At 58.7% G+C, this 26855-nt stretch carries 22 protein-coding genes and 2 pseudogenes; 13 read left to right on the top strand and 11 right to left on the bottom strand.

What is annotated here, in order from left to right; genetic code table 11:
- Nucleotides 1–138 precede the first annotated feature (138 nt).
- From GH657_RS01190 to mnmC, 6 genes are all read right to left on the bottom strand, one after another.
- On the bottom strand, nucleotides 139–852 hold the full coding sequence (locus GH657_RS01190; RefSeq protein WP_153099012.1) for an MOSC domain-containing protein: 714 nt from the start codon (nucleotides 850–852) through the stop codon (nucleotides 139–141).
- A complete protein-coding gene (locus GH657_RS01185) occupies nucleotides 849–1565 on the bottom strand; it encodes a glutamine amidotransferase (RefSeq protein WP_153099011.1) in 717 nt (238 codons plus the stop codon). The genes GH657_RS01190 and GH657_RS01185 overlap by 4 nt, the downstream gene beginning before the upstream one ends.
- 116 nt (nucleotides 1566–1681) lie before the next feature.
- Nucleotides 1682–2326, bottom strand: a complete 645-nt coding sequence (locus GH657_RS01180; protein WP_153099010.1) for a MarR family winged helix-turn-helix transcriptional regulator — start codon at nucleotides 2324–2326, stop codon at nucleotides 1682–1684.
- Between the two features lie 568 nt (nucleotides 2327–2894).
- Nucleotides 2895–4013: a YbdK family carboxylate-amine ligase gene (locus tag GH657_RS01175; RefSeq protein WP_153099009.1), complete on the bottom strand. Its 1119-nt coding sequence runs from the start codon at nucleotides 4011–4013 to the stop codon at nucleotides 2895–2897.
- Between the two features lie 62 nt (nucleotides 4014–4075).
- On the bottom strand, nucleotides 4076–5278 hold the full coding sequence (locus tag GH657_RS01170) for a cation:proton antiporter (protein ID WP_153099008.1): 1203 nt from the start codon (nucleotides 5276–5278) through the stop codon (nucleotides 4076–4078).
- 782 nt (nucleotides 5279–6060) lie between these two features.
- Nucleotides 6061–8022 carry a bifunctional tRNA (5-methylaminomethyl-2-thiouridine)(34)-methyltransferase MnmC2/FAD-dependent 5-carboxymethylaminomethyl-2-thiouridine(34) oxidoreductase MnmC1 gene (gene mnmC, locus GH657_RS01165; protein WP_153099007.1) on the bottom strand — a complete coding sequence of 654 codons (1962 nt, stop codon included), beginning with the start codon at nucleotides 8020–8022 and terminating at the stop codon, nucleotides 6061–6063.
- Nucleotides 8023–8398: 376 nt separating this feature from the next.
- Between mnmC and GH657_RS01160 the strand changes: the two genes are divergently transcribed.
- Nucleotides 8399–8677: an HU family DNA-binding protein gene (locus GH657_RS01160; protein WP_153099006.1), complete on the top strand. Its 279-nt coding sequence runs from the start codon at nucleotides 8399–8401 to the stop codon at nucleotides 8675–8677.
- An 80-nt stretch (nucleotides 8678–8757) separates the two neighbouring features.
- On the opposite strand, the gene GH657_RS01155 is transcribed toward GH657_RS01160, so the two are convergent.
- The gene (locus GH657_RS01155; RefSeq protein ID WP_153099005.1) at nucleotides 8758–9993 is read right to left on the bottom strand and encodes a GTP-binding protein; all 1236 of its coding nucleotides are present in this window, start codon (nucleotides 9991–9993) and stop codon (nucleotides 8758–8760) included.
- Nucleotides 9994–10156: 163 nt separating this feature from the next.
- Nucleotides 10157–10603: a lytic transglycosylase domain-containing protein gene (locus GH657_RS01150; RefSeq protein WP_153099004.1), complete on the bottom strand. Its 447-nt coding sequence runs from the start codon at nucleotides 10601–10603 to the stop codon at nucleotides 10157–10159.
- Between the two features lie 472 nt (nucleotides 10604–11075).
- Between GH657_RS01150 and gspD the strand changes: the two genes are divergently transcribed.
- Genes gspD through gspF form a run of 3 tightly spaced genes read left to right on the top strand, consistent with a single transcriptional unit; the run spans nucleotide 11076 to nucleotide 16124 of the window.
- Nucleotides 11076–13358: a type II secretion system secretin GspD gene (gene gspD / locus GH657_RS01145; RefSeq protein ID WP_153099003.1), complete on the top strand. Its 2283-nt coding sequence runs from the start codon at nucleotides 11076–11078 to the stop codon at nucleotides 13356–13358.
- Nucleotides 13355–14902, top strand: coding sequence for a type II secretion system ATPase GspE (gene gspE, locus GH657_RS01140; RefSeq protein ID WP_153099002.1), 1548 nt, complete (start codon nucleotides 13355–13357; stop codon nucleotides 14900–14902). Before gspD ends, gspE begins: the two co-directional genes overlap by 4 nt.
- Nucleotides 14903–14906: 4 nt before the next feature.
- Nucleotides 14907–16124: a type II secretion system inner membrane protein GspF gene (gene gspF / locus GH657_RS01135; protein WP_153099001.1), complete on the top strand. Its 1218-nt coding sequence runs from the start codon at nucleotides 14907–14909 to the stop codon at nucleotides 16122–16124.
- Between the two features lie 94 nt (nucleotides 16125–16218).
- Here the strand turns inward: gspF and GH657_RS01130 are convergent, their stop codons facing one another.
- Nucleotides 16219–16632 carry a type II secretion system protein N gene (locus GH657_RS01130; RefSeq protein ID WP_153099000.1) on the bottom strand — a complete coding sequence of 138 codons (414 nt, stop codon included), beginning with the start codon at nucleotides 16630–16632 and terminating at the stop codon, nucleotides 16219–16221.
- A gap of 177 nt (nucleotides 16633–16809) precedes the next feature.
- On the opposite strand from GH657_RS01130, the gene gspG reads away from it, so the two are divergent.
- From gspG to GH657_RS01090, 8 genes and pseudogenes are all read left to right on the top strand, one after another.
- Nucleotides 16810–17274, top strand: coding sequence for a type II secretion system major pseudopilin GspG (gspG, locus tag GH657_RS01125; protein ID WP_153098999.1), 465 nt, complete (start codon nucleotides 16810–16812; stop codon nucleotides 17272–17274).
- 17 nt (nucleotides 17275–17291) lie between these two features.
- Nucleotides 17292–17774, top strand: a complete 483-nt coding sequence (locus GH657_RS01120; RefSeq protein ID WP_246173953.1) for a GspH/FimT family pseudopilin — start codon at nucleotides 17292–17294, stop codon at nucleotides 17772–17774.
- Between the two features lies 1 nt (nucleotide 17775).
- A complete protein-coding gene (gspI, locus tag GH657_RS01115) occupies nucleotides 17776–18222 on the top strand; it encodes a type II secretion system minor pseudopilin GspI (protein ID WP_153098997.1) in 447 nt (148 codons plus the stop codon).
- On the top strand, nucleotides 18200–18901 hold the full coding sequence (locus tag GH657_RS01110) for a PulJ/GspJ family protein (RefSeq protein ID WP_153098996.1): 702 nt from the start codon (nucleotides 18200–18202) through the stop codon (nucleotides 18899–18901). Before gspI ends, GH657_RS01110 begins: the two co-directional genes overlap by 23 nt.
- Nucleotides 18898–20039 (top strand): annotated as a pseudogene (gspK, locus tag GH657_RS01105) (type II secretion system minor pseudopilin GspK). Before GH657_RS01110 ends, gspK begins: the two are co-directional and overlap by 4 nt.
- 37 nt (nucleotides 20040–20076) lie before the next feature.
- Nucleotides 20077–21474 carry a type II secretion system protein GspL gene (gene gspL, locus GH657_RS01100; RefSeq protein WP_153098995.1) on the top strand — a complete coding sequence of 466 codons (1398 nt, stop codon included), beginning with the start codon at nucleotides 20077–20079 and terminating at the stop codon, nucleotides 21472–21474.
- Complete coding sequence (locus GH657_RS01095; protein ID WP_153098994.1) at nucleotides 21471–21995, top strand: type II secretion system protein M; 525 nt, start codon at nucleotides 21471–21473, stop codon at nucleotides 21993–21995. Before gspL ends, GH657_RS01095 begins: the two co-directional genes overlap by 4 nt.
- 23 nt (nucleotides 21996–22018) lie before the next feature.
- The gene (locus tag GH657_RS01090; protein ID WP_153098993.1) at nucleotides 22019–22798 is read left to right on the top strand and encodes a type II secretion system protein N; all 780 of its coding nucleotides are present in this window, start codon (nucleotides 22019–22021) and stop codon (nucleotides 22796–22798) included.
- On the opposite strand, the gene GH657_RS01085 is transcribed toward GH657_RS01090, so the two are convergent.
- Nucleotides 22740–24341: an efflux transporter outer membrane subunit gene (locus tag GH657_RS01085; protein WP_153098992.1), complete on the bottom strand. Its 1602-nt coding sequence runs from the start codon at nucleotides 24339–24341 to the stop codon at nucleotides 22740–22742. The genes GH657_RS01090 and GH657_RS01085 overlap by 59 nt on opposite strands.
- A gap of 308 nt (nucleotides 24342–24649) precedes the next feature.
- On the opposite strand from GH657_RS01085, the gene GH657_RS01080 reads away from it, so the two are divergent.
- Nucleotides 24650–26230, top strand: a complete 1581-nt coding sequence (locus GH657_RS01080; protein ID WP_153098991.1) for a DHA2 family efflux MFS transporter permease subunit — start codon at nucleotides 24650–24652, stop codon at nucleotides 26228–26230.
- A gap of 70 nt (nucleotides 26231–26300) precedes the next feature.
- Here the strand turns inward: GH657_RS01080 and GH657_RS01075 are convergent.
- Nucleotides 26301–26681, bottom strand: a pseudogene (locus GH657_RS01075) (hypothetical protein); the annotation flags it as partial.
- Between the last annotated feature and the right edge of the window lie 174 nt (nucleotides 26682–26855).

Below are 26855 nucleotides of genomic sequence, written 5' to 3'. Positions count from 1 at the left end.
TGAACGGCAACAGATCGCTTTGCCAAGACTCGCATAGCAGCAAACGTGACTTCACTTCATGCGATGCACCGCATCCTACACGCCTGGACTTGTCATATTCAACCATTAGCCTGGACGTGAACGGTGGGCATAAGTAAATTAGTTACCCGGCGTATCCAGACGGCTGGTCCATGATTCGACTTGTCTGCTCGCCAGACGCTTTGTTATCGTGGTGCGCCATGATGGTGTCAATGTCGCCAGATCCGCCATCTCAGCAAGCGCGGCCCAGTTTTCACGCTCCACGTACAACACGCGCAGCAAACGTTCAATAGACCAGTCCGGATGGGGCCGTGCAAGACGCTCAAGGAAATCGCCCGCACCTATCTCACCAGGCTCCAGCACGCGGTAATACCAACCCGTGCGGCGCGTATCCTGAACTTGCCGCGACATATCCGCTCGACCAAAGCGGACGTTGAGTTTCCAGCACGGCTGCCGCGGCTGGGATACCTGAATCAATGCGCCACCGATCCGGTACACATCACCTACGCAAACATCCGCTTCTGTCAGGCCGGAAGTACTGAGGTTTTCGCCAAACGCACCCGGTACCGCCAGCAGTTGTGCCAGACTCGCTTCACCTGCCTGCCAGCCTTCACGCCAGTACGCGTAATGCTCAAATGGATAGTGATGCAGCGCCTTTTCCATGCCACCGTGGTGTTTGGGATCAGCTTGCTGATCACCCTCGAGCCCGGTTTCACCGAGCCACAAGCGCTGATTAACGGCTTGCTTGTCAATCGCACTCAGCTTGCCAAACTCGCCGAGCAGCGCAATACGTCCCGTCAGCACGCTATGAATCTTCCACGACATACCGTTCATAACTTGACGGTTCCTTGCTGATCCAGCCATTCGCCAAACATCCGGCGCGCACCCGCTTCAAGCGCGGGGCCTAGTTGTGCCACTTGCGCCCTCAATTGCGGCACGCTCACACCGGCTTGTACGATTTCACTGGCATGGCCAATGAGCCATGGTTCAAAATGGTCCGTGCAGATTTCAGGGTGGCATTGCAAGCCGAGCACATGGCTATTCCAGGAGAAAGCCTGATTTGCACATGCAGGCGTCGAGGCAAGATGCGTGGCACCAGATGGCAAATCAAACGTATCGCCATGCCAGTGCAGCATTGACGTTTGGCTGCCATCAAGATGCCGCAGCGCGGAAGCCCGCCCTGCTTCGGTCAGGCTTAGTGGAGTCCAGCCGAGTTCTATCTGGTCTGCGGGATAAACCCTCGCCCCGAGCACCCTGGCAATAAGCTGGGCACCCAGACAGATACCCAGCGTAGGCAAGCCTGCTGCAATGCGCTTTTCGATCATCAAGGCCAAACGCTTGAGTGTCGGATAGTTCACATCGTCACAGGCGTTGATTGGGCCACCCAGCACCACCATCAATGTTTGCGCCAGCGGATCGGGAGCCTCAATCCGGCCGCAGCCCACATCCAGATAACGGACCGGCCAACCCCGCTCCCCCAACACTCGCTCGAAACTGCCCAAATCTTCGAAGTGGACATGGCGAATAGCCAAAGCTTCGTGATTCATCAGCAGTTCCCACTATTGAGGTTGACTAGAAATACGCCGCCTGAAGCATCGCAGCAAGACAAACCCCGGATGTAGCACACTCGGCTATCCGGGACCGGTCCGGCAGTTTAGCGGAGTCAACCTTGCTGCGCGAATATCTTCCACGTCTTTTTCTGCGTGGCGATATCAGCCGTAACGTGGAGAGCGCAATCCAGACGCAAATCACTGTCCGCCATGGCCGTGTCAAGCGCGGCACAGTGATGCGAGGCATTCTTCACGCTTTTGCCTGGCTCGAAATAGGTGCAACTCAGGCACATCCGGTGGAGTGGCATGACATCTTGCACTTCAAGCTGGCGGATCGTTTTGAGCAGCGTGCGATAAAGTAGCGACTGCTCTTTTTCCTGCAACGTCCCCACTGCCTTTGCCAGAAAATCCGGCCATTGCGCAGCGCGTTTAGCCGCCGTTTTACCGCGTGCCGTCAACCGTACCGCTAACGCCCGGCCGTCATCCAGCGCACGACGTTTTTCGACCAGCCCTTTGCCTTCCAGGGTAGTCACCGCATCGCTCGTCGTGGCGGCGGTCAACGCGGTTTCACGCGCAATTTCTCCGAGACGCATTGGGCTCTTGCGCTGCATCAGAAGCACAAGAATCTCGCCCTGGGTCGGCGTCAGGCTCGCACCCTCCGCCCATTCCCATGCCTGACTCCGCATGGCCGTACTTAATCGCAAGAGGCTATGGGTCACCCGCCCGCTAGCCTTATCACCATATACACCGTCGCTCATGATTTTTCGTGGGTTATTGGCAGCATGTTGCTGCGTTTTCAGTCTTCCGATGCAGATTGCGCGGTCGATCTGTGTGGGACAGCCCCGTTAAAACACCAACGGGCCGACTAACCATCTCAAAAATAACTGCTACGCATGCCTGTGCCGGCATGTCGGTACCCCCTCTCCAGTCCATCCTTGGCGGTTACTGCAATGTGTAATTGCCATCGCGTAACACGGCCCGGACGATATTCTATGCGAGAGCTGAGAATCGCACAGCTAAGTTATCCAGCGCAAGCTGTGGATAACAATGGGATAACCTGCCTGAAAGACAGTGTACGGATTCTGAACAAGAGGGGTTTTGCATGCCATGCCCGCAAAGTTATCCGCAGCTCCAGCATCCCGTCAGCGCTTTATCCATACGCTTGTCCGTTCGCTAAATCATTGACTTACCATGGCATTATTCAGTTGTCCACAAGCAAGACCAGAGCTTGTTAACTATTACTATGTTTGTATACAGAAAATCTGGAAAAGCTAATGTCCGATGTCGTTAGAAAACACCAGATAAGAAAAAACAGGCGGAAAACAACTACTGTCCCCGCCAGCGCAAGCATTGTTGCCGGGTTGTTTCATGGAGTGATTTCTCACGGGCGAACCCATCCCGTAACCAGGTCGAATCGTTGACTTGACTCCGTGCGATCGCACCAATTTCAGCCAACGCCTTGCCCGAACCCAATGTTTGCGCATGTGGCTCGATTAGATCGAGCGTTTCCAGAATGTCTTCGGAAATCGTTTTTCGTTCGCCCGTCTGAGGATTGATGCACGTACCCGCCAGACCGAAACGGCACGCTTCGAAACGGTTGAAGGTGTAAACCAGATAATCGTCTTCATGCGGCATAAATGGCTTGTTCAGCAATAAATGGCACGCCAGCGTCTGAATGTAGCAGGCTATAGCAGCCGCCCGTTCAACAGACAGCGGTGTATCCATCACGCGAATTTCGATCGTGCCAAACCCGGGTTTAGGACGAATATCCCAGTAAAAATCCTTCATGCTATTCACCACTCCGGTATTGACCATTTTTGAAAAATATTCTTCAAAACTGTCCCAGGTCAGTACAAATGGCGCGCGGCCTGACAAGGGAAAAGCAAATACTGAATTCAGCCGGGCCGAATGAAATCCCGTATCCACACCTTGAACAAATGGCGAAGAAGCTGATAAAGCGATGAAATGTGGAATAAAACGGGACATCGAATGCAGCAAATACAACGCACTATTCGAATCTGGACAGCCAATATGCACGTGCTGACCAAATACTGTGAACTGTTTCGCCAGATATCCGTAAAGCTCGGACAAGTACTGGAAACGGGGTGTATCGACAATCTGCCGCTCGCTCCATTGCTGGAACGCATGCGTGCCCCCGCCGCACAGGCCAACATTCAGCCGGTCAGCCGCGGCAACCAGTGTGTCGCGGATCCTGCGCAGATCCTCCACCGCCTGCTCATGCGAAGTGCAAATGCCCGTAGACAGCTCAATCATGCTTTCGGTGATTTCCGGTGTGATATTGCCGGGAATCGTTTCATCCTTGACCAGCCGCAATAGATCAGACGCGGCTTTAGTCAGATCGTAATCGTGGGTATTCACGATTTGCATCTCAAGTTCAATACCAAATGTAAATGGTTTCGAATCAATGAAGGGTTCGAGTGACATAGCGCCCCTTTTTAGTCAATTTGGCTCAAATCAGATGACATGCGTCAATATCGCGTTAATTGTTATTCACGCCGTTCACCCACTAATGCCAGGCTGCGATAAACCAGCCATGGGCTAAAAATTTGCAGCAGGACAATCGCGCACATGGCAATAGCTCGCAAAGTAGGATCAAATTCCGGATAAAGCGTATAGGTATCGTCAACCAGCAAATAAGCGAGAGCAGACATCGGCGATAGCGATAAGCCAAGCGCCACTCCCTGTTTCCAGTGCAAACCACTTGGTTTGGCGAATATCAGCACACCCACCAGCTTGGCCAGTAGCCGCGCGGCAATTAATCCCAGCGCAGCGATACCGCCCAGCGCGATGTATTTCCATTCGAACGTCGTCAGTGTCAACACAAACAGAATCACGGTCAGTAGCCAGCCCGCCGTGCCGAAATGCTGTGGCCAGAGCTGTGGACGCGGTTCAAGATTCTTCACGATGATGCCAGCCGCGAGCAGGCTCAGAATGGTCGAGAGCTTGAATAAATGCGCAATCGCAATCGCCAGCAAAACCAGCCCAAACAACGCAACGAACGAATGCTCGTTTTGCATGTTCATGCGGCGATAGAACAGGTTGCAGGCGCGCGCGAGACCATAGGCCACGACCAGCGACCCTGCCAGCAGATAAACCGGCTGCAGGATGGTCGCCAGCACATTGCCGTAGGTCTCCTGATGCAACCAGCCAGAAACCAGCTTCTCGATGACCACGGCATACATGCTGTTCAACGCAGTTAGCGTCATCAGGCGTTGCGTGACCTGGCCTTCCGCACGCAACTCCGAGCGCAGTTGAATCACCATCGCAGGTGACGTCGCCATGGCGATGGCCGACAACACGAGCGCGACCATGGGCGACACATGCAGAAACAGCAAAACCGGCAAGACGAACGCAAATGTGAGCGTAGCTTCGGCAAGACTTGACAGGATTAGCCATGGATTGCGGCGAATCCAGAGCAAATCCAGACGGCTACCCAGTTCAAACAGCAACAAACCCAGCGCGACGTCCAAAAGAAGCCGTGCAGCAGAGGCGGAATCGGCATTGATCACGCCCAACCCTGCCGATCCGGCAACCAGCCCGATAACCGCATAGCCCGTGATGCGTGGCAAGCGCCAGGCGCGGTGGCATAGCTCACCACATAAGCCTGCTGCAAGGAGTGCGAGACCTGCCCAGAAAATCACATCAGGCGTGAGTGGCCAGGCAGGAAAAAATGAGAACGCTGATTGCATCGTGATCGCTTCTCCTTTGCGGCAATGGCAAAAGGCACGAACTGGCTAAAAAGCCAGTGGCGGATGAAGGCGAGCCATATTCACCTGGACGGCTGCTTTCACGTTCATAGCGTCAGTGAAACAGCTTAACGGTGTCCGGTGACAGGCGGAAAACTGGACTCGGTGAAATCGGACATGAAGCTAGCCATGCCCAGCACGGAAATAAATGTTTCCGGTGACCGGAGTCGATTCAGGGAAAGTGACCGTGGTTTGCACTGATGCGACTGCCCATCAGGCGGTGGGATGGCATCAGAGATGAAGCTATTTTGCCATAGCTTTTTCATAATTGACAAAAAACACTCAAATTTGCTGATAAATCGGTAGAAATTGAAAGAATCTTGCTTCTAACAGGAAAAAGAAGCCGTTTTTGAAATCAACTGGGGGGAAACCTGCTACTTGAGGGATCACATTTTTGCAAGCCATCGGTAATTTTCAAGCATTTTTTTGCAAACAAGGCTTCGTTCAACCTCTGGTTTTTAGGTTTACTTGTTTACCCATATGTATACGTAGTAATAGTTAACAAAGGCGCTTCATTTCTGTGGATAACCTTTATTTTTTATTTAAAATCAATAAGTTGTGTGATCCATAACCCAGTGAGCGGAGGAGCCGGTTAGCGCGGGTTTCGTGGGGTAACTTTGGCGTGACTGAACGGAAACGAAAGTTATCCCGTTTACATCCACATCGAGTCCACACGAATTTTTCTATTTGTTCTGCGGGTTATCCCCAGTCTGCTGTGGGTAACTTTATGGGACCTTTCCCTGACGAAGCGCCCGTAAAAGAAAACGTGCCGGATCAATGGCATCGGCGAGTTCCCGCTCGACCGGGAGTGGTTCACCTTCGATTTGCGCTGCGATGAGCTCGGCGGCCAGCGCGGCCCAGATCAGGCCGCGCGAGCCAAACGCAAATGCGCCATATAAACCTCTGGCACGCGGCAAATCCGCCAGATGCGCGCCGTTCAGTTGCGACGCGTGTGCGAGCGCCAAGGTTTCATCGGCGAGATTGCCGCATAGGGGCAGCCGGTCGCTGGTGACGCAGCGAAACGCGACGCGCCCTCCGATTTCAGGTAAGCAAGCCGGTAAAGTCAGGCTGGGCAGCAGCCGTGAGAGGCGGGTGAGATTTTCGTGCTGGCTATCGGGCCGAAGTGCCGAATCGAAATCATCGATATCGTAGGTCGCACCGGTCAATGTGACGCCATGAGCGAGGGGCACCGCATAGCCGTTGCCGATCACCGGGATGCGCAGGTGTGGCAAGGTATCTGGTGCGATGCTAGCGGGTAGTAGCGTTAATTGTCCGCGCACGCTTTGGGTGGGTGCATAACGTAGTCCGGCGATCCGGGCTGCATCGTGTGCGTTGGCGACAATCACCACCGGCGCGCGAGCCACGATGTTTCCTGAAGCATCAAACACCTGCCATTGATCGCCCTCAGGGGCGATACGGCTGACATCAACGCCTAAATGCCGTTCAAGCTGTGTTCCGGCAGTGGCATATTGCGCTGAACAAAGGGACGTGGGATCAATCCAGCCTCCATGCCGAAAAAAACAGCCTCCTTGCATGACAGGCAAGCCTGCCAGGCATTGTGCTTCGCTTCGTGACATAGCGCTGGCATAAGCCGCTGGATAGCCCAGAGTCTTAAGCATTTCAGCTATGGCATTGGCTTCATCGGTGTTTTCGGCGAGCTGCAGTAAGCCGCCCGCATCGTGCACTAACGGCTGACCCGATGAGACGAGCGCTGCCCAGCGTTGCCGCGCATAGAGAAATCCTGCCCGGCTAAGACGGGCAGCGACGTTATCGTCGCGCGACAACATCGGATGAAATACACCAGCTGGATTGCCCGAGGCCTCTTGTGCGACCTCAGCATGCCGCTCTAGCGAGGTGATGCGCCAGCCTCTTGCGGCGAGCCGTTCGATGAGTGCGCAGCCTGCAAGCCCTGCACCGATCACGATGGCATGCCGTTCGGACACATTGAGCGGTGTGAGCGGGTCATGCCGCCGCACACGCCAGCGTGGCATGAACTGGCCGGTTAGCATGAGCCGGGCTTGAGTGGTTTGATTGGCGGACATGGCTGGACTTGCATCAGCGCAGACGAAACCACTTTGTGCCAGCGCTGAACGCAGCGCGGTTGCCTGAGCGGCATTGACCTGGGCTGCAAAAGTAGCGTTGTCGTCCGCGATGCGGCCCAGGGTTTTGCACAGTGCGAATGTTGTCCGGTCTTGCTTTGCCGATTCTGTGGGTGCGGTTTGCAAGGTCAGATACAGCGCATCGGCTCGCAATACCAGTGCTGACAATGAATCGGCGTTGGTGTTGCTGTTATCACGGCCGCTGAAAATTAGTGTCAACGTGACACGACCGCCTTCGAATTCGAGCCGATGCATGCCAGGAACGGGCATTGGCCATGCCTCGGCTAACGTTCGGGCGAGGGTGACATGGGCATGGGTATTGGCGAGCGCCGTGTCTGAATCCGAAACCTGATGCGAATCTATTGGTGCTGATAACGGGGCGCGCGTTGAAACGAAATGCAACCGTTCGCAGCGTGCAGGATCAGCCCGCCAGGCAGCCCAAGTCGCAAGGAAATTCATCATTACACCCGAAACGGTATCGGGGTTCGAGCCTAAATCGCTTTCGACAATGGTGAAGATGCGCCGGTGTTGCCACCGTTTGGGCAAGGCATTGCCGTCTAAAAATGGAGCGGTTTGTGGTCCAGCCATAGGCAGCGAGGAAGTATCCTGATGCGAATTCGATCACGCCAGCGTTGGCAAAAACCAACGTGAACCCCGGCCATATAAGGCTTGAGGCGAATATTCGAGGTGTTTTAGGAGATAAATGGCGTTTTTCAGAAACAGTTTCAGCCAGGAACGTAAAATTCTTCGAAACCCTTATCTCGTATAGGTTTGCGCTGAGCTATCATAGCAAGCGCCGTAAAGCCGGAGCCGCTCACAGTTATATTGCAGTATGCTCCGCCACGCGTTTAAGCGCGGTTGCCCGGGAGAGTCCCGAACCGTTAGCGCTCGACGGCGTAGTCTGCGCACGTATAATCGGCGCGTTCGCGCTGTCCGTGTCAACTCAAACCCAGAAAGGAACCTTATGAACAAACAGGAACTGATCGACGCCGTTGCAGCTCAGACTGGCGCCAGCAAAGCTCAAACCGGCGAAACATTGGACACGTTGCTTGAAGTGATCAAGAAGACAGTGTCGAAGGGTGACGCGGTCCAGTTGATTGGCTTCGGTAGCTTTGGTTCAGGCAAGCGCGCAGCGCGCACTGGCCGTAACCCGAAGACTGGCGAATCCATCAAGATTCCAGCTGCCAAGACTGTGAAATTTACGGCTGGCAAGGCGTTCAAGGACGCAGTCAACAAGCGTTAAGCATTTCGGTGCCCGATTGCTGACACCCGCCACAAGGCGGGTTTTTTTTGTCTGTGTTTTGCCTGTGCACGGAGGACGAGCTAGTGATCGTGGTGATGATCGTGGCCGTGGCCGTGATGGGGGTGGCTGTGATCGTGATCGTCTTCGGAAGCGAAATCCCATGCTGGAAAGGGATCCGTCCATTGTTGCCAGGCGTCGGAGCCCATGGCGTACTCGGCATCGCTGAGCAAACAGGCATCGAGCCGGGCCTGCCAGGCCGCGCGATTAATACCGAGACCGGTCATGACTAGCGCCTGGCGGCGATCACCAATCGTGTGATCGGTCAGATCGCCATGCCAGTCAGCCATGATTTCTGCCATGAGTTCCGGGTCGTCGTCCGGCCATTCGCTGCGTGGCTGAACCACCCACCACATGCCCGCTGGGCCGTGACGGCATACGCCACCCGCTTGCGACAGCGAACCTGCTGTGTCATTACGCGTTGCCAGCCAGAAAAACCCTTTGCTGCGCAGCACGCCTGTCCATTCCTCGTGTAATAACGCCCAGAGCCGCTCCGGATGGAATGGCCGGCGAGCGCGGTAAACAAAATGATCGGCGTTGAATTCGTCTGCCATGGCAACGTCATGGCCACTCTGTACGGCAACCCAGGCTGGGCCATCGGCCGTTGCGTCGTAATCGAAGCGCTCTGTATTGATGACCTGATCGGGCGGTACCGCCCCAAATTGACTGGTAATTTGCACAGCACGTGGATTAAGCCGCGAGAGAACATGTTGCAACTGCACAAGCGCTTCAGCACTTACCTGATCCGTTTTATTGATCACCAGAACGTCGCAAAACTCAATCTGTTCGATGAGCAATTCAACCAGCGTGCGATCGTCTTCCCCGGTGAGGGCAAGGCCGTGTTCCGCCAGTGTGTCGGCGCAGGCGTAATCATCCAGAAAACGCAACGCGTCAACGACCGTCACCATAGTGTCGAGCCGGATGAGATCAGCGAGGGGGGGATCGTTATTGTCCGCGCTGAGCACTTCGGCTATTGCCAGGGGTTCGTCGACGCTTGCGGCTTCGATCAGGATGGCATCGAAGCGCTGTTGTGCGAGTAAACGTCGAATATCGTCGGCCAGGTTATTGCGTGACGTGCAGCAAAGGCAGCCATCCGGCATTTCATCGAGTGCTGCTCCGGGGGCTCGATCAGCCGGGTCATGGACGATGACTGCGAGACGCAGATTCGCGCGGTTGGCCAGAAGGTGGTTCAGGAGCGTGGTTTTGCCCGCGCCCAGAAAACCGGAAAGCACGGTGACGGGCAGTGGCGGCTGGTTCATCGCTGTGTCGAAAAATCGCAAAGAGGAAGGAGGGGGCGAGAGCCGCGTATTCAGGCTTTCAGACAGGCAGCCGTAGAAAGCCGATATTGTGCATCAAATGACTATCGCCAAAATGCCGCAGCCGATACCAAAAAATCAGCGGGATAAATCGGTTAAACCTGCTTTAACGCGTGATGGCCAGGAAATTCCATTTTTGCAAAATACCGGCGATCTGCTTTGCATATTTATCTCGCAGCGCAGGTGTTTCGGAATGGTAGGCGCCAACGGCTTCCCAGGTATTGCCATAGCGATTCATTTTCTGGCGCAAATGCCATGCGGCGATGTAGACATTCTTGCAGGGCTCCATTAGTGTGCCTGTCGATATCCCATACTGAGACAGCCTCGGTAGATGGATCGAATTGATTTGCATCACGCCGTAGTCCGTTGAGCCATTGGCATTCTTGTGCAGGGCGCTGGGGCGGTTGCGTGATTCTTGCCAGGCGATGGCGCGCAAGATCAAAGGATTGACGTTTTGATAACTGGCGGCTTCATCGAAACAGTCGGCGCGTACTGACCCAGCGGTAATGAGCGTGATGAACCCGGTGGCAACAGTAAGCAGAACGCGCTTCATGGATGAGGTATTCCTGTCTTGAGAAAAAAATAAACAATAAGAATTCGCGCGAAAAACCGTATTACCGCTGCTTGTCAATTACCGCTGCGAACCGCCTCGTATCATACCGGTGGCTTGGGCCTCGTCAAGCTGGCCAGACGACACAAAATTGCGCAATCCGAAATGGTTTTAAAACGGGTCAAGGCGTTGATGAATAAGGCCATCAAGCTCCATCTGAAAGACCCGGTGCGGTGGGAAATCTCATAAAAGGCGTTGTTTTTTTTGACAGATTTACGAAGAAAAGCTGGTATTGTTCAGTGTTTTTTTCGATAGTGGATGGCATGCTTTTTGTCTGCTGCTTACAAAACCCTGAAGGCGTTGAGGAGTGGCGAGGCGACTGGCCGGAGATCGTATCGTGTCCGTATGCTTGCGCGGGACTGACCGGCAGCGTTTGCCGTTAGCATCAACATCACAACCCATGAGAACAAACTGTATGGCATTGCGTCGCATTGCAACGGCGCTGCTGGTTGCCGGATTACTCACCGCGCAGGCGGCTTACGCCCAGGTGACACTGAATTTCGTTAACGCCGATATTGATCAGGTTGCCAAGGCGATTGGCGTTGCAACGGGTAAGACGATCATTGTCGATCCGCGGGTGAAGGGTCAGCTGAACCTGGTCTCCGAACACCCCGTGCCCGAAGAACAGGCACTCAAAATTCTTCAGTCTGCATTGCGCATGCAGGGCTTTGCGCTAGTTCAAGACTACGGTTTGTTAAAAGTCGTTCCGGAAGCCGATGCAAAACTTCAGGGGGTGCCCACCGCCGTCGGCAATAAACCTGTTGCCAGTGGCGATCAGGTTGTCACGCAAATCTTCCAGCTGAAAAACGAATCGGCCAACAACCTCTTGCCGGTGTTGCGCCCGCTGATCTCGCCGAACAATACCGTAGCGGCCTATCCGGCGAACAACACGATTGTCGTTACCGATTACGCCGATAACGTGCGGCGCATTGCGCGGATCATCGCGGGCGTGGATACGGTGGCGGGGCAGCAAGTCGAAGTTTTACCGCTGAAAAATGCCAATGCGATCGACGTGGCCGGGCAACTGTCCAAAATGCTCGATCCCGGTGCGATTGGCAACACCGATGCAACGCTCAAGGTGTCGGTCACCGCTGACGCACGCACCAACTCACTGTTATTGCGTGCTTCGAGCGCCGGACGGCTGGCCGCGGCCAAAATGCTGGCAAAGCAGCTTGACGCACCCACCGCGAAGCTGGGCAACATGCACGTCGTGACGTTGCGCAATGCCGATGCCGTGCGTCTGGCCAAAACGTTGCGCGGCATGCTGGGTAAAGGCAGCGGAAACGATAGCAGTGGTTCTGGCAATGCCAATACGTTCAATCAGAACAACAGCAGTGGCAGCAGTGGCAATGGCAATGGCAATTCCACAGGTACGCCAGGGATGCCGCCATTGCCATCGGGTGGTTTGGGTAGTGGCTCGTCCAGCAATCCGATGGCGGGCGGCGGCAATAATGACAACGCGGGGTTTCTTGGCAGCAAGGACAACAACGATAACGACAATCAGCCAGGCGGCATGATTCAGGCGGATCCGGCCACGAACTCGCTCATCATCACCGCGTCGGATCCGGTTTATCGTAACCTGCGCGCGGTGATCGACCAGCTCGATGCCCGCCGGCCGCAGGTGTATATCGAAGCGCTGATTGTCGAGCTCTCCGCGACAACGAGCGCGAACCTCGGTATTCAGTGGCAAGGCGCGCTGCTTTCTCAAGGCGGCAATAACGCGCTCTTCGGTGGTTCGAATTTCGGTGCGAATGGCAGCCAGAGCATCGTCAACCTCACCGCCACGGGTAACGTCATCGCCCAAAATCCCGCCGTGGGGCTCGCGGCAGCGGGCAACCTGCTCAATAACGGCCTGAATGTCGGGCTGTTGCACAAGTTTGGCAATGTGTTCGGGCTGGGCGGCTTGCTGCAGGCCCTGTCGCAATCGAGCGATGCGAACATCCTGTCGACACCTAACCTGATTACGCTCGATAACGAAGAAGCGAAAATCGTCGTTGGACAGAATGTGCCGGTCGTCACGGGTTCCTATGCGACGCCTACCGCTAATTCAGCGACGTCCGTCACCGCGTTTAATACATTTGACCGGCAAGACGTCGGCGTGACGCTGCACATCAAGCCACAAATCACCGAAGGCGGCGTGCTGAAGCTCCAGCTTTATCAGGAAGACTCCTCCGTGTTGCCCAATACGGCAGCCAATCCGGGCGGCGTCACGATCAACAAGCGCTCGATCCAGTCCACCGTGCTGGCCGACGATGGCGAAATCGTCGTGCTCGGTGGCCTGATGCAGGACCAGTACACGAATGGCGCGTCCAAAGTCCCGCTACTGGGCGATATTCCCTGGCTTGGCCAATTGTTCCGCTCGGAAAACAAGAACCGCACGAAAACCAATCTGATGGTGTTCCTGCGGCCGGTGATCGTGCGCGACCAGGCGACAAGTTCGGCCATCGCTACCAGCCGCTACGATTATCTGCGCGATGCGCAAAACGACTATCAGACCGATAACCGCCTGATTCGTGACAAGAACATTCCGCAATTGCCGCCGATGCCGCCCGGCCCGAGCCAAGGCGCAGTACCCGCAGAAAACCTGTTCGACCTCAACCGGATGACACGCCAGCCGGCACCGCAGCTCTCCCCGACGCCGGCGGCGCTGCCCAATGACGGGCAAGGCACGACGGCGGCGCCTGGAGAGCATCCTTGAGTACGTCGTCGCCCTCTTCTGCTGCGGGCGCCGTATCCGGGGCGTCCGCATCTGTATCCGCATCCCTGGCAGAGGGTGGGCGCGAGGCTCCCTCGCCGCTCGCCGCGCGGCTGGTGCCTTATGGTTTTGCCAAGAGCGGCCAGATTCTTGTCGCGCAGCAGCGCGCGGAGGGCCTGGAAGTCTGGATTAGCGAGCGCACCAGCGATGCCGCGCTTGCCGAAGTCGCGCGCAACTTCGGTGTGTTATCGGTGCTACGCGTGCCTGCCGCCGATCTCGCCCAGGCGATCAATCAGGCGTATGCGCGCCAGGACGGCAGTGCCGCGCAGGTAGTGGGCGAAGTCGAAGGCGAGGTGGACCTGTCGCGCCTGATGCAAGATATCCCCGAAGTCGAAGATCTGCTCGAATCCGAAGACGACGCGCCGATTATCCGCATGATCAATGCGCTGTTGACCCAGGCGGCGCGCGAACAGGCGTCCGATATTCACATCGAGCCTTTTGAAAATGCCTCGGTTGTACGGTTTCGCGTGGATGGCACGTTGCGCGACGTGGTGCGACCCAAGAAGGCTTTGCACGGGGCATTGATTTCGCGCATCAAGATCATGGCGCAACTTGATATTGCCGAAAAACGTTTGCCCCAGGATGGCCGGATTACTTTGCGTGTGGGCGGCCGTCCGGTGGATGTGCGGGTCTCGACGTTGCCTACGGGCCATGGTGAGCGCGCGGTGTTGCGGCTGCTCGAAAAAGACGCGGCGCGGCTCAACCTCGAAGCGCTGGGGATGGCGGCTGACACGCTGGTCAAATTCGACAAACTGATTGGCCGCCCGCACGGCATCGTGCTCGTTACGGGCCCGACGGGCTCGGGCAAAACCACGACCTTGTATGCGGCGATGTCGCGGCTCGAAACCGCGACGACCAACATCATCACGGTCGAAGACCCGATCGAATATGACTTGTCCGGTATCGGCCAGACACAAGTCAACGAGCGCATCGGCATGACTTTCGCGCGGGCGTTGCGCTCGATTCTGCGGCAAGACCCGGACGTCATCATGATTGGTGAAATCCGCGATCTCGAAACCGCGCAAATCGCGGTGCAGGCTTCGCTCACGGGCCACCTGGTGCTGGCCACGCTGCATACCAACGATGCCGCTTCCGCCGTGACCCGTCTCACCGACATGGGCGTTGAGCCCTATCTGCTGGCGTCCTCGTTGCTTGGCGTGCTGGCGCAGCGGCTGGTGCGCCGCTTGTGTCCGGTATGCAAGGAAGCGCGTACAGAATCCGGCGAAGACGGCGTGGAGCGGGTTCAGTGGCATCCGGTCGGCTGTGAGCGTTGCGGCCACTCTGGCTATGCCGGGCGGCGCGGGGTCTATGAGCTGCTGTTGCTGGACGACACGATTCGCGCACTGATTCACCGTAATGCGGCGGATTCCGAAATTCTCACGGCAGGCCGCGAGCAAGGCATGCGCACACTGCGTGAGGATGGTGAACGCTGGCTCGAATCAGGCCTGACGTCGCTAGAAGAAGTCATTCGCGTGACGGGAGTCTGAACGGATGCCTGCATTCCGTTACGAAGCGATTGATGCGGCGGGCAAAGCGCAAAAAGGCGTGCTCGATGCCGACAGCGCTCGCAGCGCCCGGACCCAGCTTCGTACCCAGGGCCTGACGCCCCTCGTCGTCGAACCCGCTGCCACGCGCATGCGCGGCGAACGCAGTCAGCACTTGTCGCTGGGGCGGCGTTTGTCGCAGCGCGAGCAGGCCATCATGACGCGGCAAATTGCCAGTTTACTGATTGCCGGCTTGCCGCTCGACGAGACGCTGGCGGTTCTCACCGAGCAATCCGAGCGTGATTACATCCGCGAGCTGATGGCCTCGATTCGCGCTGAAGTGTTGGGTGGCCATTCGTTTGCGAACGCGCTGGCCCAGCATCCGCGAGATTTTCCCGGGATTTACCGCGCGCTGGTCGCGGCAGGCGAACACACCGGCAAGCTGGGGCTGGTGCTGTCGCGTCTTGCTGATTACATCGAGCAGCGCAATGCGCTCAAGCAAAAAATCGTGCTGGCGTTTACGTATCCGGCGATCGTTACGTTGATCGCGTTTGGCATTGTCACGTTTTTGCTGAGCTATGTCGTGCCGCAGGTGGTCAATGTGTTCGCCAGCACGAAACAACAATTACCGTTTCTGACGGTCATGATGATGGCGCTCTCAGGTTTCGTGCGGCATTGGTGGTGGGCGATGCTGCTGGGGCTAGCGCTGGTGGTTTATGTGGCCCGTGCGTTGCTGGCGCAATCGGGTCCGCGCTTCGCGTTCGATCGCTGGCTGCTAGGCGCACCGTTGCTGGGCAAGCTGGTGCGGGGTTATAACACGGTGCGTTTTGCTAGCACGCTGGCCATTTTGACGGCCGCTGGCGTGCCGATTTTGCGTGCCTTGCAGGCCGCGAGCGAAACCCTGAGCAACCGGGCAATGCGCAGCAATATCGACGATGCCATTGTGCGCGTGCGTGAAGGCACATCGTTGTCGCGGGCGTTAGGCAATACGAAGACGTTTCCGCCAGTGCTCGTGCATCTGATCCGTTCGGGTGAAGCCACGGGCGATGTGACCACGATGCTCGATCGTGCCGCCGAAGGTGAGGCACGTGAACTGGAGCGGCGCACGATGTTTCTGACGAGCCTGCTTGAGCCGCTGTTGATCCTGGCGATGGGAGGGGTGGTGCTGGTGATCGTGCTGGCGGTGATGCTGCCGATCATCGAGTTGAACAATATGGTGCAGTGAGTGGTGCAGTGAGCGCTGCCCGCTACGCTGTAATGCACGCAGTAATGGGTGAGGCGATGCAGTAAGGGCCGTACCGCTTTAACTGCTTAACGCACTAACGCACGTAGATTGTCGGGCCGGGTGCGTTGGCGGGCAGGAAGACTTCGGAGCGTGTGCCGTTGCGGTCGATGATGATCGAGCGAGGGCGGATTTCGGAGAGCCTGGCGCCTTGCATGATCGTGCTGCCCAGCGCAACCGCCCGCGAGGGTTCGCCGCCAGTGCTGATGATGGCCGCTGCGCCGTCGCGCAGCGACAGCACGCCGAACAGGCGCACATCCTGGTTGATGCTGCGCGTAAGCTGACCGCCAAAGAGCGTGGCGGCCTGTTCGACCGAAACAGCCGGACGGGCGGCCGCAGCAGGCAGTGGCGCGCTGGAATGCGAGGCGAGTGTGATGGCCCAGTATGTCAGCGTGGCGCAGAAAACCGCGAACAGCGTGAGCGAAAGGAGTCGGATCTGAAGAGCATTCATGCGCGACATTGTACGGAGTATTGTGGAAATTGCGGCAGCCCCGCCTGCGTCGTCTTGCCCCGGCCGGACTGTTTTGCGATGCCATTAGAATGACCCGCCCGGACACTGCGGCCCGATTTACTTGCCGGGTGCCCGGCTTACATGACCGACCCCATTTTTTAAAAGAGGTAGCTAACTATGCAATTGTGGACCAATCGCCGTGCTGAAATCGCGGGAGTGCGCACCCGCCGTCAACGAGGGTTCACGCTGATCGAAATCATGGTCGTGATTGCGATTCTCGGTATTTTGGCCGCGCTGATCGTGCCGAAGATCATGAGCCGCCCCGATGAGGCGCGCCGCGTTGCCGCCAAGCAGGACATCGGCACGATGATGCAGGCACTCAAGCTGTATCGTCTCGACAACGGCCGCTATCCGACCCAGGATCAGGGCCTGCGTGCACTGATCGAAAAACCCGGCACCGACCCAGTGCCCAACAACTGGAAAGACGGTGGCTATCTTGAGCGCTTGCCCAACGATCCATGGGGCAATACCTATCAGTATCTGAACCCCGGCGTACATGGCGAGGTCGACGTTTTTAGCTATGGCGCCGATGGCAAGGCCGGCGGCGAAGGCAATGACGCCGACGTGGGCTCGTGGCAATAGCCCTTGTCCGCCGCGGTTTGTCTCCGCGGAAAGCCCGCCGTTTCCATCACGGAGCGGCGGGCTTTACGTTGCTTGAAATGCTGGTGGTCCTTGTGATCGCTGGCGTGTTGCTCGGGCTGGCGTCGCTGACGCTCAGCCGTAACCCTCGTACCGATCTCAACGAAGAAGCGCAACGTCTGGCGCTGTTGTTCGAATCAGCGGGCGACGAGGCTCAGGTGCGTGCGCGCCCAGTGGCCTGGCAGCCCGTGGAAGGGGGGTTTCGTTTCGATATCCGGACGAGCGATGGCTGGCGCCCATTGCGCGACGATCTTCTGGCGCCGCGCCGCTGGGAAGGTGGTGTGACGAGCGTGGCGATCAACTATCCAGGCTCCGGCGCCATCGTCCAGCGTGTGGTGTTCGGTACCGAAAGCATTGATGTTCCGGTGGAGGTCACGCTGTACGCCGCCGCAGGGCGCGCGACCATCGTCGGTACGGGAAACGGCCGGTATGAGGTGCGCTGACATGCGGCGTTCAACGGCCTGCTGCTCTCCTGTCACACAGCGGCGCATCCGCACCTGTTCCGTGCCTGCGCCTGCGTTATTACGCGGCTTCACGATGATTGAAGTGCTGGTTGCGCTTGCGATCGTCGCCGTTGCGCTGGCTGCCTCGTTGCGCGCCGTGGGCAGTCTCGCCAGCGCCCAGACTGAACTGCATCAACGGTTGCTGGCGGGCTGGAGCGCGGACAACGCGCTGGTTCAGATGCGGCTCACACAGAACTGGCCTGAGCTGGGCGAGCAAAGCTTCGATTGCTCGCAGGGCAATTTGACGCTGATGTGTACGGCGCGTGTCAGCGCCACGCCGAATCCGGTTTTTCGCCGCGTCGAGATGTCGGTGACGATGCCGGGGCGTAGCGGCAATCTCGCTCAACTGATAGCGGTGGTACCCAATGAGACCAACCGCTCGCTTTGATCCGGGAGGCCGCGCCAGTTTGCCGCTGCCGTCGCTGCGCCTCGTGCGCGGCTTCACGCTGATCGAACTGCTGGTGGCGATTGCCATTCTCGCGGTGGTGGCCGTGCTGTCGTGGCGCGGGCTGGACCAGATCATCCGCGGGCGGCAAATCATCACGCATGCCATGGAAGATGAGCGCGTCTTTGCCCAGTTATTCGATCAGATGCGAATCGATGTCCGCAAGGCGAGTTCCGATGACGAAGCGGGTCAGGCTGCGGTATCGCTCAGCGGTAATGTCGTACAGATCGTGCGTGAACTGGACGTGCCGGGTGTCGCACCGCGCTTGCAGGTAGTGCGTTACCGCATGGCGCAAGGCCGCATCGTGCGTTATGCATCACCGCCTCTCGCCAATGTCGGCGAATTGCGGCGTGCGCTCGGCGGTGGCGAGAATGACGCCTGGAGTGCGGTGCCGTTGATGGGCGGCATCGGGGCCATTGCGGTGCAGGTGTACGTGCCGAAAAAAGGCTGGACAGCGCAGATGCAAGTCGTCGAAAACGCGCGCACGGCGAACAACCGCAATCTCAGGCTGCCCCAGGTGGGTAATGCGCCCTTGCCGCGTTCGGTGACGGGGCTTGAGGTCAGTATCAGCGCGCCGTCACTGAAGCATCCGGTGACACGGCGCTTTCTGGTGGGGGAATGATGACGCCTCCCGGATGGTCGTACGCGAGGCGCCAGACGCGGCCGGAGGCGCTGGGTCTTATCCCGCGGCAGCGGCAGCATGGCGTGGCGATCATCAGCGCGCTGCTGGTGGTGGCGTTATCGGCCATTCTCGTGTCGGGGATGTTGTGGCGGCAGCAGGTCCAGATTCGCCGCATCGAAAACCAGCGGCTGATGGCGCAGGCGAACTGGGTCGCGCGCGGTGCGCTCGACTGGACGCGCCTGATTTTGCGCTCGGAAGGCGATACCTCCGCGGGCATCACGTATCTCGGGGGGTATGGGGCGTGCCGATTGCGAAAACCCGGCTATCGGATTTTCTCGGGCAACTCGGTGATGTGCGCGCCGAAGAAGGCGCCGCCACCTATCTGTCAGGCTCGATTGAAGATGCACAGGCCAGGTTTAATCTGCGCAATCTGGTGTCGAATGCCGGGCCTGGCCTGTTGCAACTTAATCTGGAACAGGTTCAGGCATTCCAGCGTTTGCTGGCGCTGGTCGGCATTGATGGCCAACTGGCGAAAAAAACCGCGCTGCATTTGCGCGCAGGGCTGGCGCAATCAGAGACGCGTTTTCAGACGCAAACGTCCGCATCGGGCAGCCCGTCTTCGATGACACCGCCGCTGGAAGGTGGCGTGATCGGGGGCAGTAACTTTACCGATCAACCGGGCCTTGAAAATAGCGATGACAACGCCAGCGTTGCACCGTTGCAAATGACGAGCGCCGCTTCGTTACTCGACGTGCCTGGCTTCACCGCGGATAACGTGGCGCGCCTGGCGCCCTTCGTCACGGTGCTGCCCACCGTGACAGCGCTCAATATGAATACCGCCCCGGCCGAGGTGATCGCTGCCGTGGTGCCGGGCATGAACCTGTCGAGCGCCCAGGCCTTTGTCGCGCGCCGTGAGACGGTGTTTTTCCATAACGTCAGCGATGTGCAACTGGCGTTACGGGGCGCGGGCGTACAACAGCCTGGCGCTGCGCTTAACCAGCTTGACGTCAACACGAGTTATTTTTTCATCCACGGCGATGTGCAGCATGAACGCGCGCAGGTGAGCCGCACGACGCTGCTATACCGTGACGCGCAAACCCATACCACTCGCATCGTCTGGGTGCGCGATCGACCCTGACCGTTCTGAATAACGCTTTATCTGCAGAGGGTGACCTTTGAGTACGCTGATCGTTCTACTGCCGCCGCGTGATCTGGCGGTACCGTTGCCGGAATGGCAATTGCCAGACCTGCCCTTCCTGTTGCTCGACAAGGCAGGCCGTACCCAGCGCACAGGACGCTCGTCGCTGGCGCTGCTGCCGCGCGCTTCGGAGACGATCCTGATGGTTGCCGCACGCGACCTGCTGATGCTGGCAGCGACCGTACCGCCACTCAAGGGGCCGCGTCTGCGCCAGGCTTTGCCGAACATTGTCGAAGATCAATTGATCCAGGATCCGCAGACTTGTCATATCGCGCTCGATCCCGAACCGCTCGGCGGCGGACGAAGATTGCTGGCGGTGATCGACCGGGGCTGGTTCCGCTTTATTTGCGAAAGCTTTGCCGCAGCGGGCCAGCGCAATGTGCGAGCGGTGCCGGTCATGCGCTGTTTGCCCCAGGCCGCGCTGGTGAAGGCCGAGGCGGCAGCACCGGCGCTTACCCAAACCGGGGCCTCAGGTGATGGAGCCCATGTCGGGGCTGACGAGGCTGAGACCACAAGCGCCTCTGCCGTGGCGATGCCCGTCGTTGCCGCGGTGCTCGGTACCGTGGCTCCGACCGCGCCCGCCTTGCTCGGCGAGCGGGTGTCCGAGCCCACGGACCGTGTGCCGCACGTCGAACTGGCCATTGTGCGTGGGCTCTACGGCGAGGGCCTGGCGTTGCCTGCCGCCGCCGTTGCGCCGACTCTGCGCACGCTGGCGGGCGATGCACCGGTCAAGCTTTACACGCTTAGCGGCTTGCCTGGCCGCGAGCCGCATCTCGGCTCGGCGACCCTGCCTGATGTAGCGAAGCTTTTTCCAGGCGCACAGCCGCTCACGTTCGAAACGCTCGCGCGACGTGCCTGCGATTGCCGCTTCGATCTGTGCCAGTTCGAGTTCTCTGTGCAGCCGTGGCGTCTCGACCGCGCGTTGCTGCGCCGTTTGCGCGTGCCCCTCTGGCTGGCGGTGGCAAGCATCGTGATAGCGTTGATCGGCGCGAATGTGCAGTGGCTGATGCTGGCGCGTCAGCGCGATGCGATTCGTGCGCAAATGACGGCGCTGCTATTCAATGCGTTTCCAAAAACGACCGTGGTGCTCGATGCGCCTGATCAAATGTCGCGTCAACTGCAGCAATTGCGGGTCGCGGCGGGCGAGCTCTCGCCCGATGATTTTCTGTCGCTGGCGGAAGGCCTCGCACGCTCGCTAGGGAGCGTGCCGGTCAATGGCATCGCCGCGCTGGATTATCACGATCGCCGCCTTGAGGTGATGTTCAAGCAGGAGGTCAAAGTCGACCCCGATCTGGGCAAGCGCCTGGCGCGCAATGGCCTGGCGGGTGCGATAGATAGCAGCACGGGTAAATGGACCATCAGGAACGCCCAATGAAAACTGAACTGCTTGAAACCTGGTCCGGCTTTTGGGAAGCCCGCACATCGCGCGAGAAAGTACTGCTGACATGGGGCGGTATGGCGCTTGCCGTGGTGCTGGCGTGGTTGATGCTTTGGGCTCCGGCGCAAGAAGGCCGGACACGTTTGCGTGCAACCTTGCCGGGTTTGCAACGCCAACTGGCGCAGATGACCGCGCAGGCCAACGATGCGCGAGCGCTATCGGCGGCGAGCCAGAGCATCGCGCCGACCGGCGGCGCACTCAAGGAGGCATTGACGGCTTCGCTCAGCGAGCATGGTTTTGCGCCGACACAAATCCAGCTGCTGGGCAGCGGGGTGCAGATCCAGATGAAAAACGCCTCGTTTCCGGCCTGGACAAGCTGGCTCGATGAGGTGCGCCGCCAGTTCAAGGTACAGGTCCTGGAAGCGCATTTCACCGCGCTCAAGGATGATGGCCAGGTGGATCTGAGCGTCGTGTTGCAACCTTCTACTTCTACTTCTACTGCTGCCGCTGCCCGTTGAGGGCGCGGCTCACAGGATCTCGCATGATTAACAGGATGCGGCGTGTACGCGCCGCTCTACCGTGGGTGCTGGTGGGCGTGCTATCGAGCGCCACCGTGATGCTGACGCTGTTGCCTGCAGCGTGGATCACACCGCTCCTGGCCCGGGCAACCCAGGGCCACGTCAATCTGGCGGACCCTTCCGGATCGTTATGGCACGGCTCGGCCACGCTGATGCTGGCCGCAGGCCATGACACTCGCAATGCCACGCTACTGCCGGGGCGTATCGAATGGCGCACGGCGTTTTGGCCTCTGTTGACGGGCCATGTCCGGATGCGGATGTGGCAAACCGAGGCGATGCCTGATGCCGTGATGCTCGAGGCGCAAGTGCGCGGCGCGACGCTGAGCGCAGGTGCGATGGCTGTGCCCGCCTCGCTGCTGACAGGGCTGGGCGCACCATTTAATACACTCGATTTGCAAGGCGATGTGCGTCTGAGCTGGACGGCCTGGCGCAGCATCGGTCAGAAAGCTTTCGGCCAGCTTGTCGTGACGCTCAACGAGATGAGTTCCCGGGTATCGCGGGTGAAGCCGCTGGGCTCGTACCGGGTGGTGCTTCAAGTGGAAGGGGCCGGTGCGACACTCGATCTTTCGACGCTCAAGGGGGCATTGATCCTGGACGGTCATGGCACGCTGCGCGCGGGTGCGACTTCGTTTCAGGGAACCGCGAGTGCTGCGCCCGAAGCCCGCGAGAATCTCGCGGGTTTGCTCAACTTGCTGGGGCGCTCAACCGGGCCGAATTCAGTTGCATTGACGTTTGTGCGCTAGACGGCGCGGGCGTTGCTTTCGGGGTCGGCGCGGACTCTGTTACTTCGCCCATGCCTATGCCCCCGTTCTCGCTCTCATCCGTTTTCTGCTCCATTTGCGCGCTAGTCCAGCCCCCGCCCAACGCCTTCACCAGACCCACCGACGACACCATGCGCTGCCCTGCCAGGCTCGCCAGCTTCTGGGCTGTGCTGAACGCGGTGGTTTGCGCGTTGAGCACGCTCAGATAATCCGCGGTGCCTGCTTTGTACTGGTTGGTGACGATGGCCAACGCCTGTTGCGCGGATTCGACCGCCTGCTGTTGCACCACGACTTCGCGCTCAAGAATGCGTTGCGATGCGAGGTTGTCCTCCACGTCCTGAAACGCGGCCAGCACGGTTTGCCGGTACAGCGCGACTTCCTGATCGTAGGCGGCACGCGCCGCTTCGGTTTGTGCCTGGCGTAGCCCCGCGTCGAAGAGCGTGGCGGCAAGTTGCGGCCCAACGGTCCAAAAACGTGCCGGCGCAGTGAAGAGCTGTGACAGCACCGAGTTTTGGAAACCCCCGCTGGCCGACAGCGTTAGCGAAGGGAAAAACGCGGCGATGGCGATGCCGATCTGTTCGTTGGCCGCTGCTGCCTTACGTTCCGCCGAAGCGATATCGGGCCGCCGTTCCAGCAGCGCTGAAGGCATTTCAGGCGGAATGGCTGGCGGCGTTGCATCGAGCGGTGCGCTTGCGAGCGAGAACGTTGAGGCGGGCTCGCCCACCAGCACTGCAATCGCGTGCTCGTTTTGCGCGCGGGCAACGCCGTTATCAATGGCCGCGGCCTGTGCCGATTGCAACTGCGTTTGCGCCTGAATCACATCCGCGCGGGCCGCTACGCCTTGTGCATAGCGGTTTTGCGTGAGGGCTAGCGAGCGTTGGTAAGCCTCTACGGTGTCGTCGAGTAATTTTTGTGTCGCATCGAGCGCGCGGAGCGTGAAATAGGTTTGCGCGAGCGTGGCCTGGGCCGAGAGCCGTGCGTTCGCCAGATCGGCGGCCGCGCCTTGTTGCCCCGCCTGCTGCGCGGCGACGGAGCGGCTGACCTTGCCCCACAAGTCGGGCTCCCAGGTGGCATCGAGCGTGACGTTGGCGCTGTTGGCCAGGGCGCTGCGGTTTGAACTCGAAAGCGAATTGCTGCTACTGCGCGAGCGTGAACCCGCCGCGGACGCGCCAATCACGGGGAAATACGCCGCCCGCGCTGCGCCCACTAACGCGCGGGCCTGGCGATAAGCCGCGGCGAATTGCGCAATGGTCTGGTTGGCGAGGTTGAGCCGGTCTTCGAGCGCATCGAGCTGCGGGTCCTGATAGATGTGCCACCAGGCGCCACGGTCGAACTGATCGGCGGGTTGGGCGAGCTTCCAGCCGTCTGCGGCCTCCTTGTAGGCTGCCGGAACCGCTGTGGCGGGCCGCTTGTAGTCAGGCCCGAGCGCGCAACCCGTGAGCAGCGCGGCCAGCACAACAGCCAGGGTCAGGGGGCGCAACGGTGGAGGCAAACAAGGAAAAGGAGCAGACGGAGCAGACGGCATGCAATAAATTCCTGTTGATTCTGGAGCTGGATTTAGGGTTTAGGGGCTCTGGCATGGTAGCTCACTTGAGCGAGATTTCCTCCTCGGACCAATGCCGCTGTATTACCTGCAATGCCGAAGCGTTTACCGATGATTACCCGTGATGGCGGCAGGCGCAGACGAGCCTTGTTTCCGCGAGCGGGTCAGGCCGTGGCAGGATGCCGCAAGATGTAAAAAAAGCGCCTGCTGAACGCCGCGCTCTTCATAATTCATGCCTTCGCGCATTTCATTCAATCAATCAAGCATTCAAAAATTCAAAAGGGACAACCATGGCCGCAACGGTTTCCACTGACGCCGCATTTGATGAACCTGCTGCTTCGGCGCCCGCACCTGCACCGCTCAGTGGTGGTGCGCTAGCGCTGCTGACGGTAGGTTTGGCATTGGGGACCTTCATGGAAGTGCTCGATACCTCGATCGCCAATGTCGCGGTGCCGACTATTTCAGGCAGCCTCGGCGTTGCAACGAGCGAAGGCACGTGGGTGATTTCGTCGTATTCGGTGGCCTCGGCGATTGCCGTGCCGTTGACGGGCTGGCTGGCGCGGCGGGTGGGCGAGGTACGGCTGTTTACGCTGTCGGTGGTGCTGTTCACGATTGCCTCGGCACTGTGCGGTTTCGCGCAGAATTTCGAATCGCTGATTGCCTTTCGCCTGGTGCAGGGGCTGGTATCGGGCCCGATGGTGCCGCTTTCGCAAACGATCCTGATGCGCTCCTATCCCCCGGAAAAACGCGGGCTCGCGCTGGGTTTGTGGGCGATGACGGTAATCGTCGCTCCCATTTTCGGCCCCGTGATGGGCGGCTGGATCACCGATAACTACACCTGGCCCTGGATTTTCTATATCAACGTGCCGATTGGCCTGCTGTCCGCTGCCAGTGCGTACTTTCTGCTGCGCGGGCGCGAAACCAGAACATCGCGGCAACGTATTGACGTCATCGGCCTTGCACTGCTGGTGATCGGCGTGTCGTGCCTGCAAATGATGCTCGACCTCGGCAAGGATCGGGACTGGTTCAGTTCCCGTTTTATCGTCGCGCTGGCGCTGATCGCGGTTGTGGCGCTCGCATTCATGCTGGTGTGGGAAATGACGGAGAAAGATCCGGTGATCGATCTCTCGCTCTTCAAGAACCGTAATTTCGCCCTGGGCACGACCATCACGGCGTTTGGCTTTATGGCGTTTTTTGGCTCGGTGGTGATTTTTCCGTTGTGGCTGCAAACCGTGATGGGTTATACCGCAGGTCTCGCCGGGCTGGCGACGGCGCCCATTGGCTTGCTGGCGCTGGTCCTGGCGCCGCTGATCGGGCGCAACATGCAGCATCTGAACTTGCGCGTGGTGGCGAGTTTTTCGTTTATCGTGTTCGCGTTTGTTTCGTTCTGGAACTCGACATTCACGCTGGATGTGCCCTTCGATCACGTGATCTGGCCACGCATCGTGCAAGGCATTGGGGTCGCGTGTTTTTTCGTGCCCATGACCACGATTACGCTTTCGAGTATTTCCGATGATCGTCTGGCGAGCGCCTCGGGCCTGTCGAATTTCTTGCGCACGTTGTCAGGCGCGATTGGTACCGCTACGAGCACCACGTACTGGGAAAATCACGCGATTTACCATCATGCGGTGCTGGCTGAAGCGGTCAGCGATCATTCGCAAAACACGACGGCCTATAGCAACGCGCTGGCGAGCCTTGGTCTTTCGGATCTGGGGGTGAGCGCACAGTTGAACCAGATCGTGACGCAGCAGGCGTACATGATGGCGACCAACGATTTTTTCCGGATTTCATGCCTGGGCTTTTTATTGCTCGCGGTGCTGGTGTGGCTGACGAAGCCACCGAAGGGCGTTGTGGCTTCGCTGGGACATTGAGCTTCGGGCCCGTTGGGCGGTGCCTCGATGACCCCAGCGAGCGTTACCCGGCTGCGCTGTGCGCGACGTCACCGCTGCGCACGAACGCCTTGAAAGCCGCACTGGCCTGCCAGGGGTTGGGTTTGCAGCCGAGCATGCTGTCGCAGCGTGCGGTGAAATCCAGTGTGGCGGTGCCGTCCAGGTTGCGGGTCCGGGTGATCTGGTAGGCGAGCGTGCGTTTGCCGCTATCAGGGCTGGCTGTTTGGATCAGCGAATCATTAGCGGTTTCGATGGCGTAGCGGGAGTGGTTCGTGACCCAGGTTCGCGCCCGTTGCCACCAGAGCTCGCATTCGGCCTGACTGGTGCAGGTGAGCGGTGCGCTGGCGATCTGCATGACATCGGGATCGACCTGGCCGCGGGTGGAACAGCTTGCCGCAAGAACGCACAGTAGCGGTAAAAGATACCTTTTCATGATTTCAGTGCCTCCTGTTGTGATGGTTGGACTGCCGTTGTGCCGACGTTGTTTCATGGATCAGGCTTACCCTGTCACGGGTTCTCCTTGATTGTGTGAAGCAGAATGCTCGTGTCAGGATCGAGCTGAACCGTGTCAGGATGCGTTGCATTGCGCCGCCACTGGAGTACACGG

The organism is Paraburkholderia hayleyella (assembly GCF_009455685.1).
Lineage (GTDB): Bacteria > Pseudomonadota > Gammaproteobacteria > Burkholderiales > Burkholderiaceae > Paraburkholderia > Paraburkholderia hayleyella.
The sequence above is the reverse complement of the archived record's forward strand: the minus strand, read 5'-3'. Positions and strand labels throughout refer to the sequence as shown.

Coding starts and splice junctions, on each gene's coding strand:
- GH657_RS01130 (WP_153099000.1), bottom strand. CDS start 16,632: ATGAATGCTCTTCAGATCCGACTCCTTTCGCTCACGCTGTTCGCGGTT.
- GH657_RS01180 (WP_153099010.1), bottom strand. CDS start 2,326: ATGAGCGACGGTGTATATGGTGATAAGGCTAGCGGGCGGGTGACCCAT.
- GH657_RS01160 (WP_153099006.1), top strand. CDS start 8,399: ATGAACAAACAGGAACTGATCGACGCCGTTGCAGCTCAGACTGGCGCC.
- GH657_RS01175 (WP_153099009.1), bottom strand. CDS start 4,013: ATGTCACTCGAACCCTTCATTGATTCGAAACCATTTACATTTGGTATT.
- GH657_RS01110 (WP_153098996.1), top strand. CDS start 18,200: ATGAGACCAACCGCTCGCTTTGATCCGGGAGGCCGCGCCAGTTTGCCG.
- GH657_RS01090 (WP_153098993.1), top strand. CDS start 22,019: ATGATTAACAGGATGCGGCGTGTACGCGCCGCTCTACCGTGGGTGCTG.
- GH657_RS01085 (WP_153098992.1), bottom strand. CDS start 24,341: ATGCCGTCTGCTCCGTCTGCTCCTTTTCCTTGTTTGCCTCCACCGTTG.
- gspD (WP_153099003.1), top strand. CDS start 11,076: ATGGCATTGCGTCGCATTGCAACGGCGCTGCTGGTTGCCGGATTACTC.
- mnmC (WP_153099007.1), bottom strand. CDS start 8,022: ATGGCTGGACCACAAACCGCTCCATTTTTAGACGGCAATGCCTTGCCC.
- gspI (WP_153098997.1), top strand. CDS start 17,776: ATGCGGCGTTCAACGGCCTGCTGCTCTCCTGTCACACAGCGGCGCATC.
- GH657_RS01190 (WP_153099012.1), bottom strand. CDS start 852: ATGAACGGTATGTCGTGGAAGATTCATAGCGTGCTGACGGGACGTATT.
- GH657_RS01185 (WP_153099011.1), bottom strand. CDS start 1,565: ATGAATCACGAAGCTTTGGCTATTCGCCATGTCCACTTCGAAGATTTG.
- GH657_RS01095 (WP_153098994.1), top strand. CDS start 21,471: ATGAAAACTGAACTGCTTGAAACCTGGTCCGGCTTTTGGGAAGCCCGC.
- GH657_RS01080 (WP_153098991.1), top strand. CDS start 24,650: ATGGCCGCAACGGTTTCCACTGACGCCGCATTTGATGAACCTGCTGCT.
- GH657_RS01150 (WP_153099004.1), bottom strand. CDS start 10,603: ATGAAGCGCGTTCTGCTTACTGTTGCCACCGGGTTCATCACGCTCATT.
- gspG (WP_153098999.1), top strand. CDS start 16,810: ATGCAATTGTGGACCAATCGCCGTGCTGAAATCGCGGGAGTGCGCACC.
- GH657_RS01155 (WP_153099005.1), bottom strand. CDS start 9,993: ATGAACCAGCCGCCACTGCCCGTCACCGTGCTTTCCGGTTTTCTGGGC.
- gspF (WP_153099001.1), top strand. CDS start 14,907: ATGCCTGCATTCCGTTACGAAGCGATTGATGCGGCGGGCAAAGCGCAA.
- GH657_RS01170 (WP_153099008.1), bottom strand. CDS start 5,278: ATGCAATCAGCGTTCTCATTTTTTCCTGCCTGGCCACTCACGCCTGAT.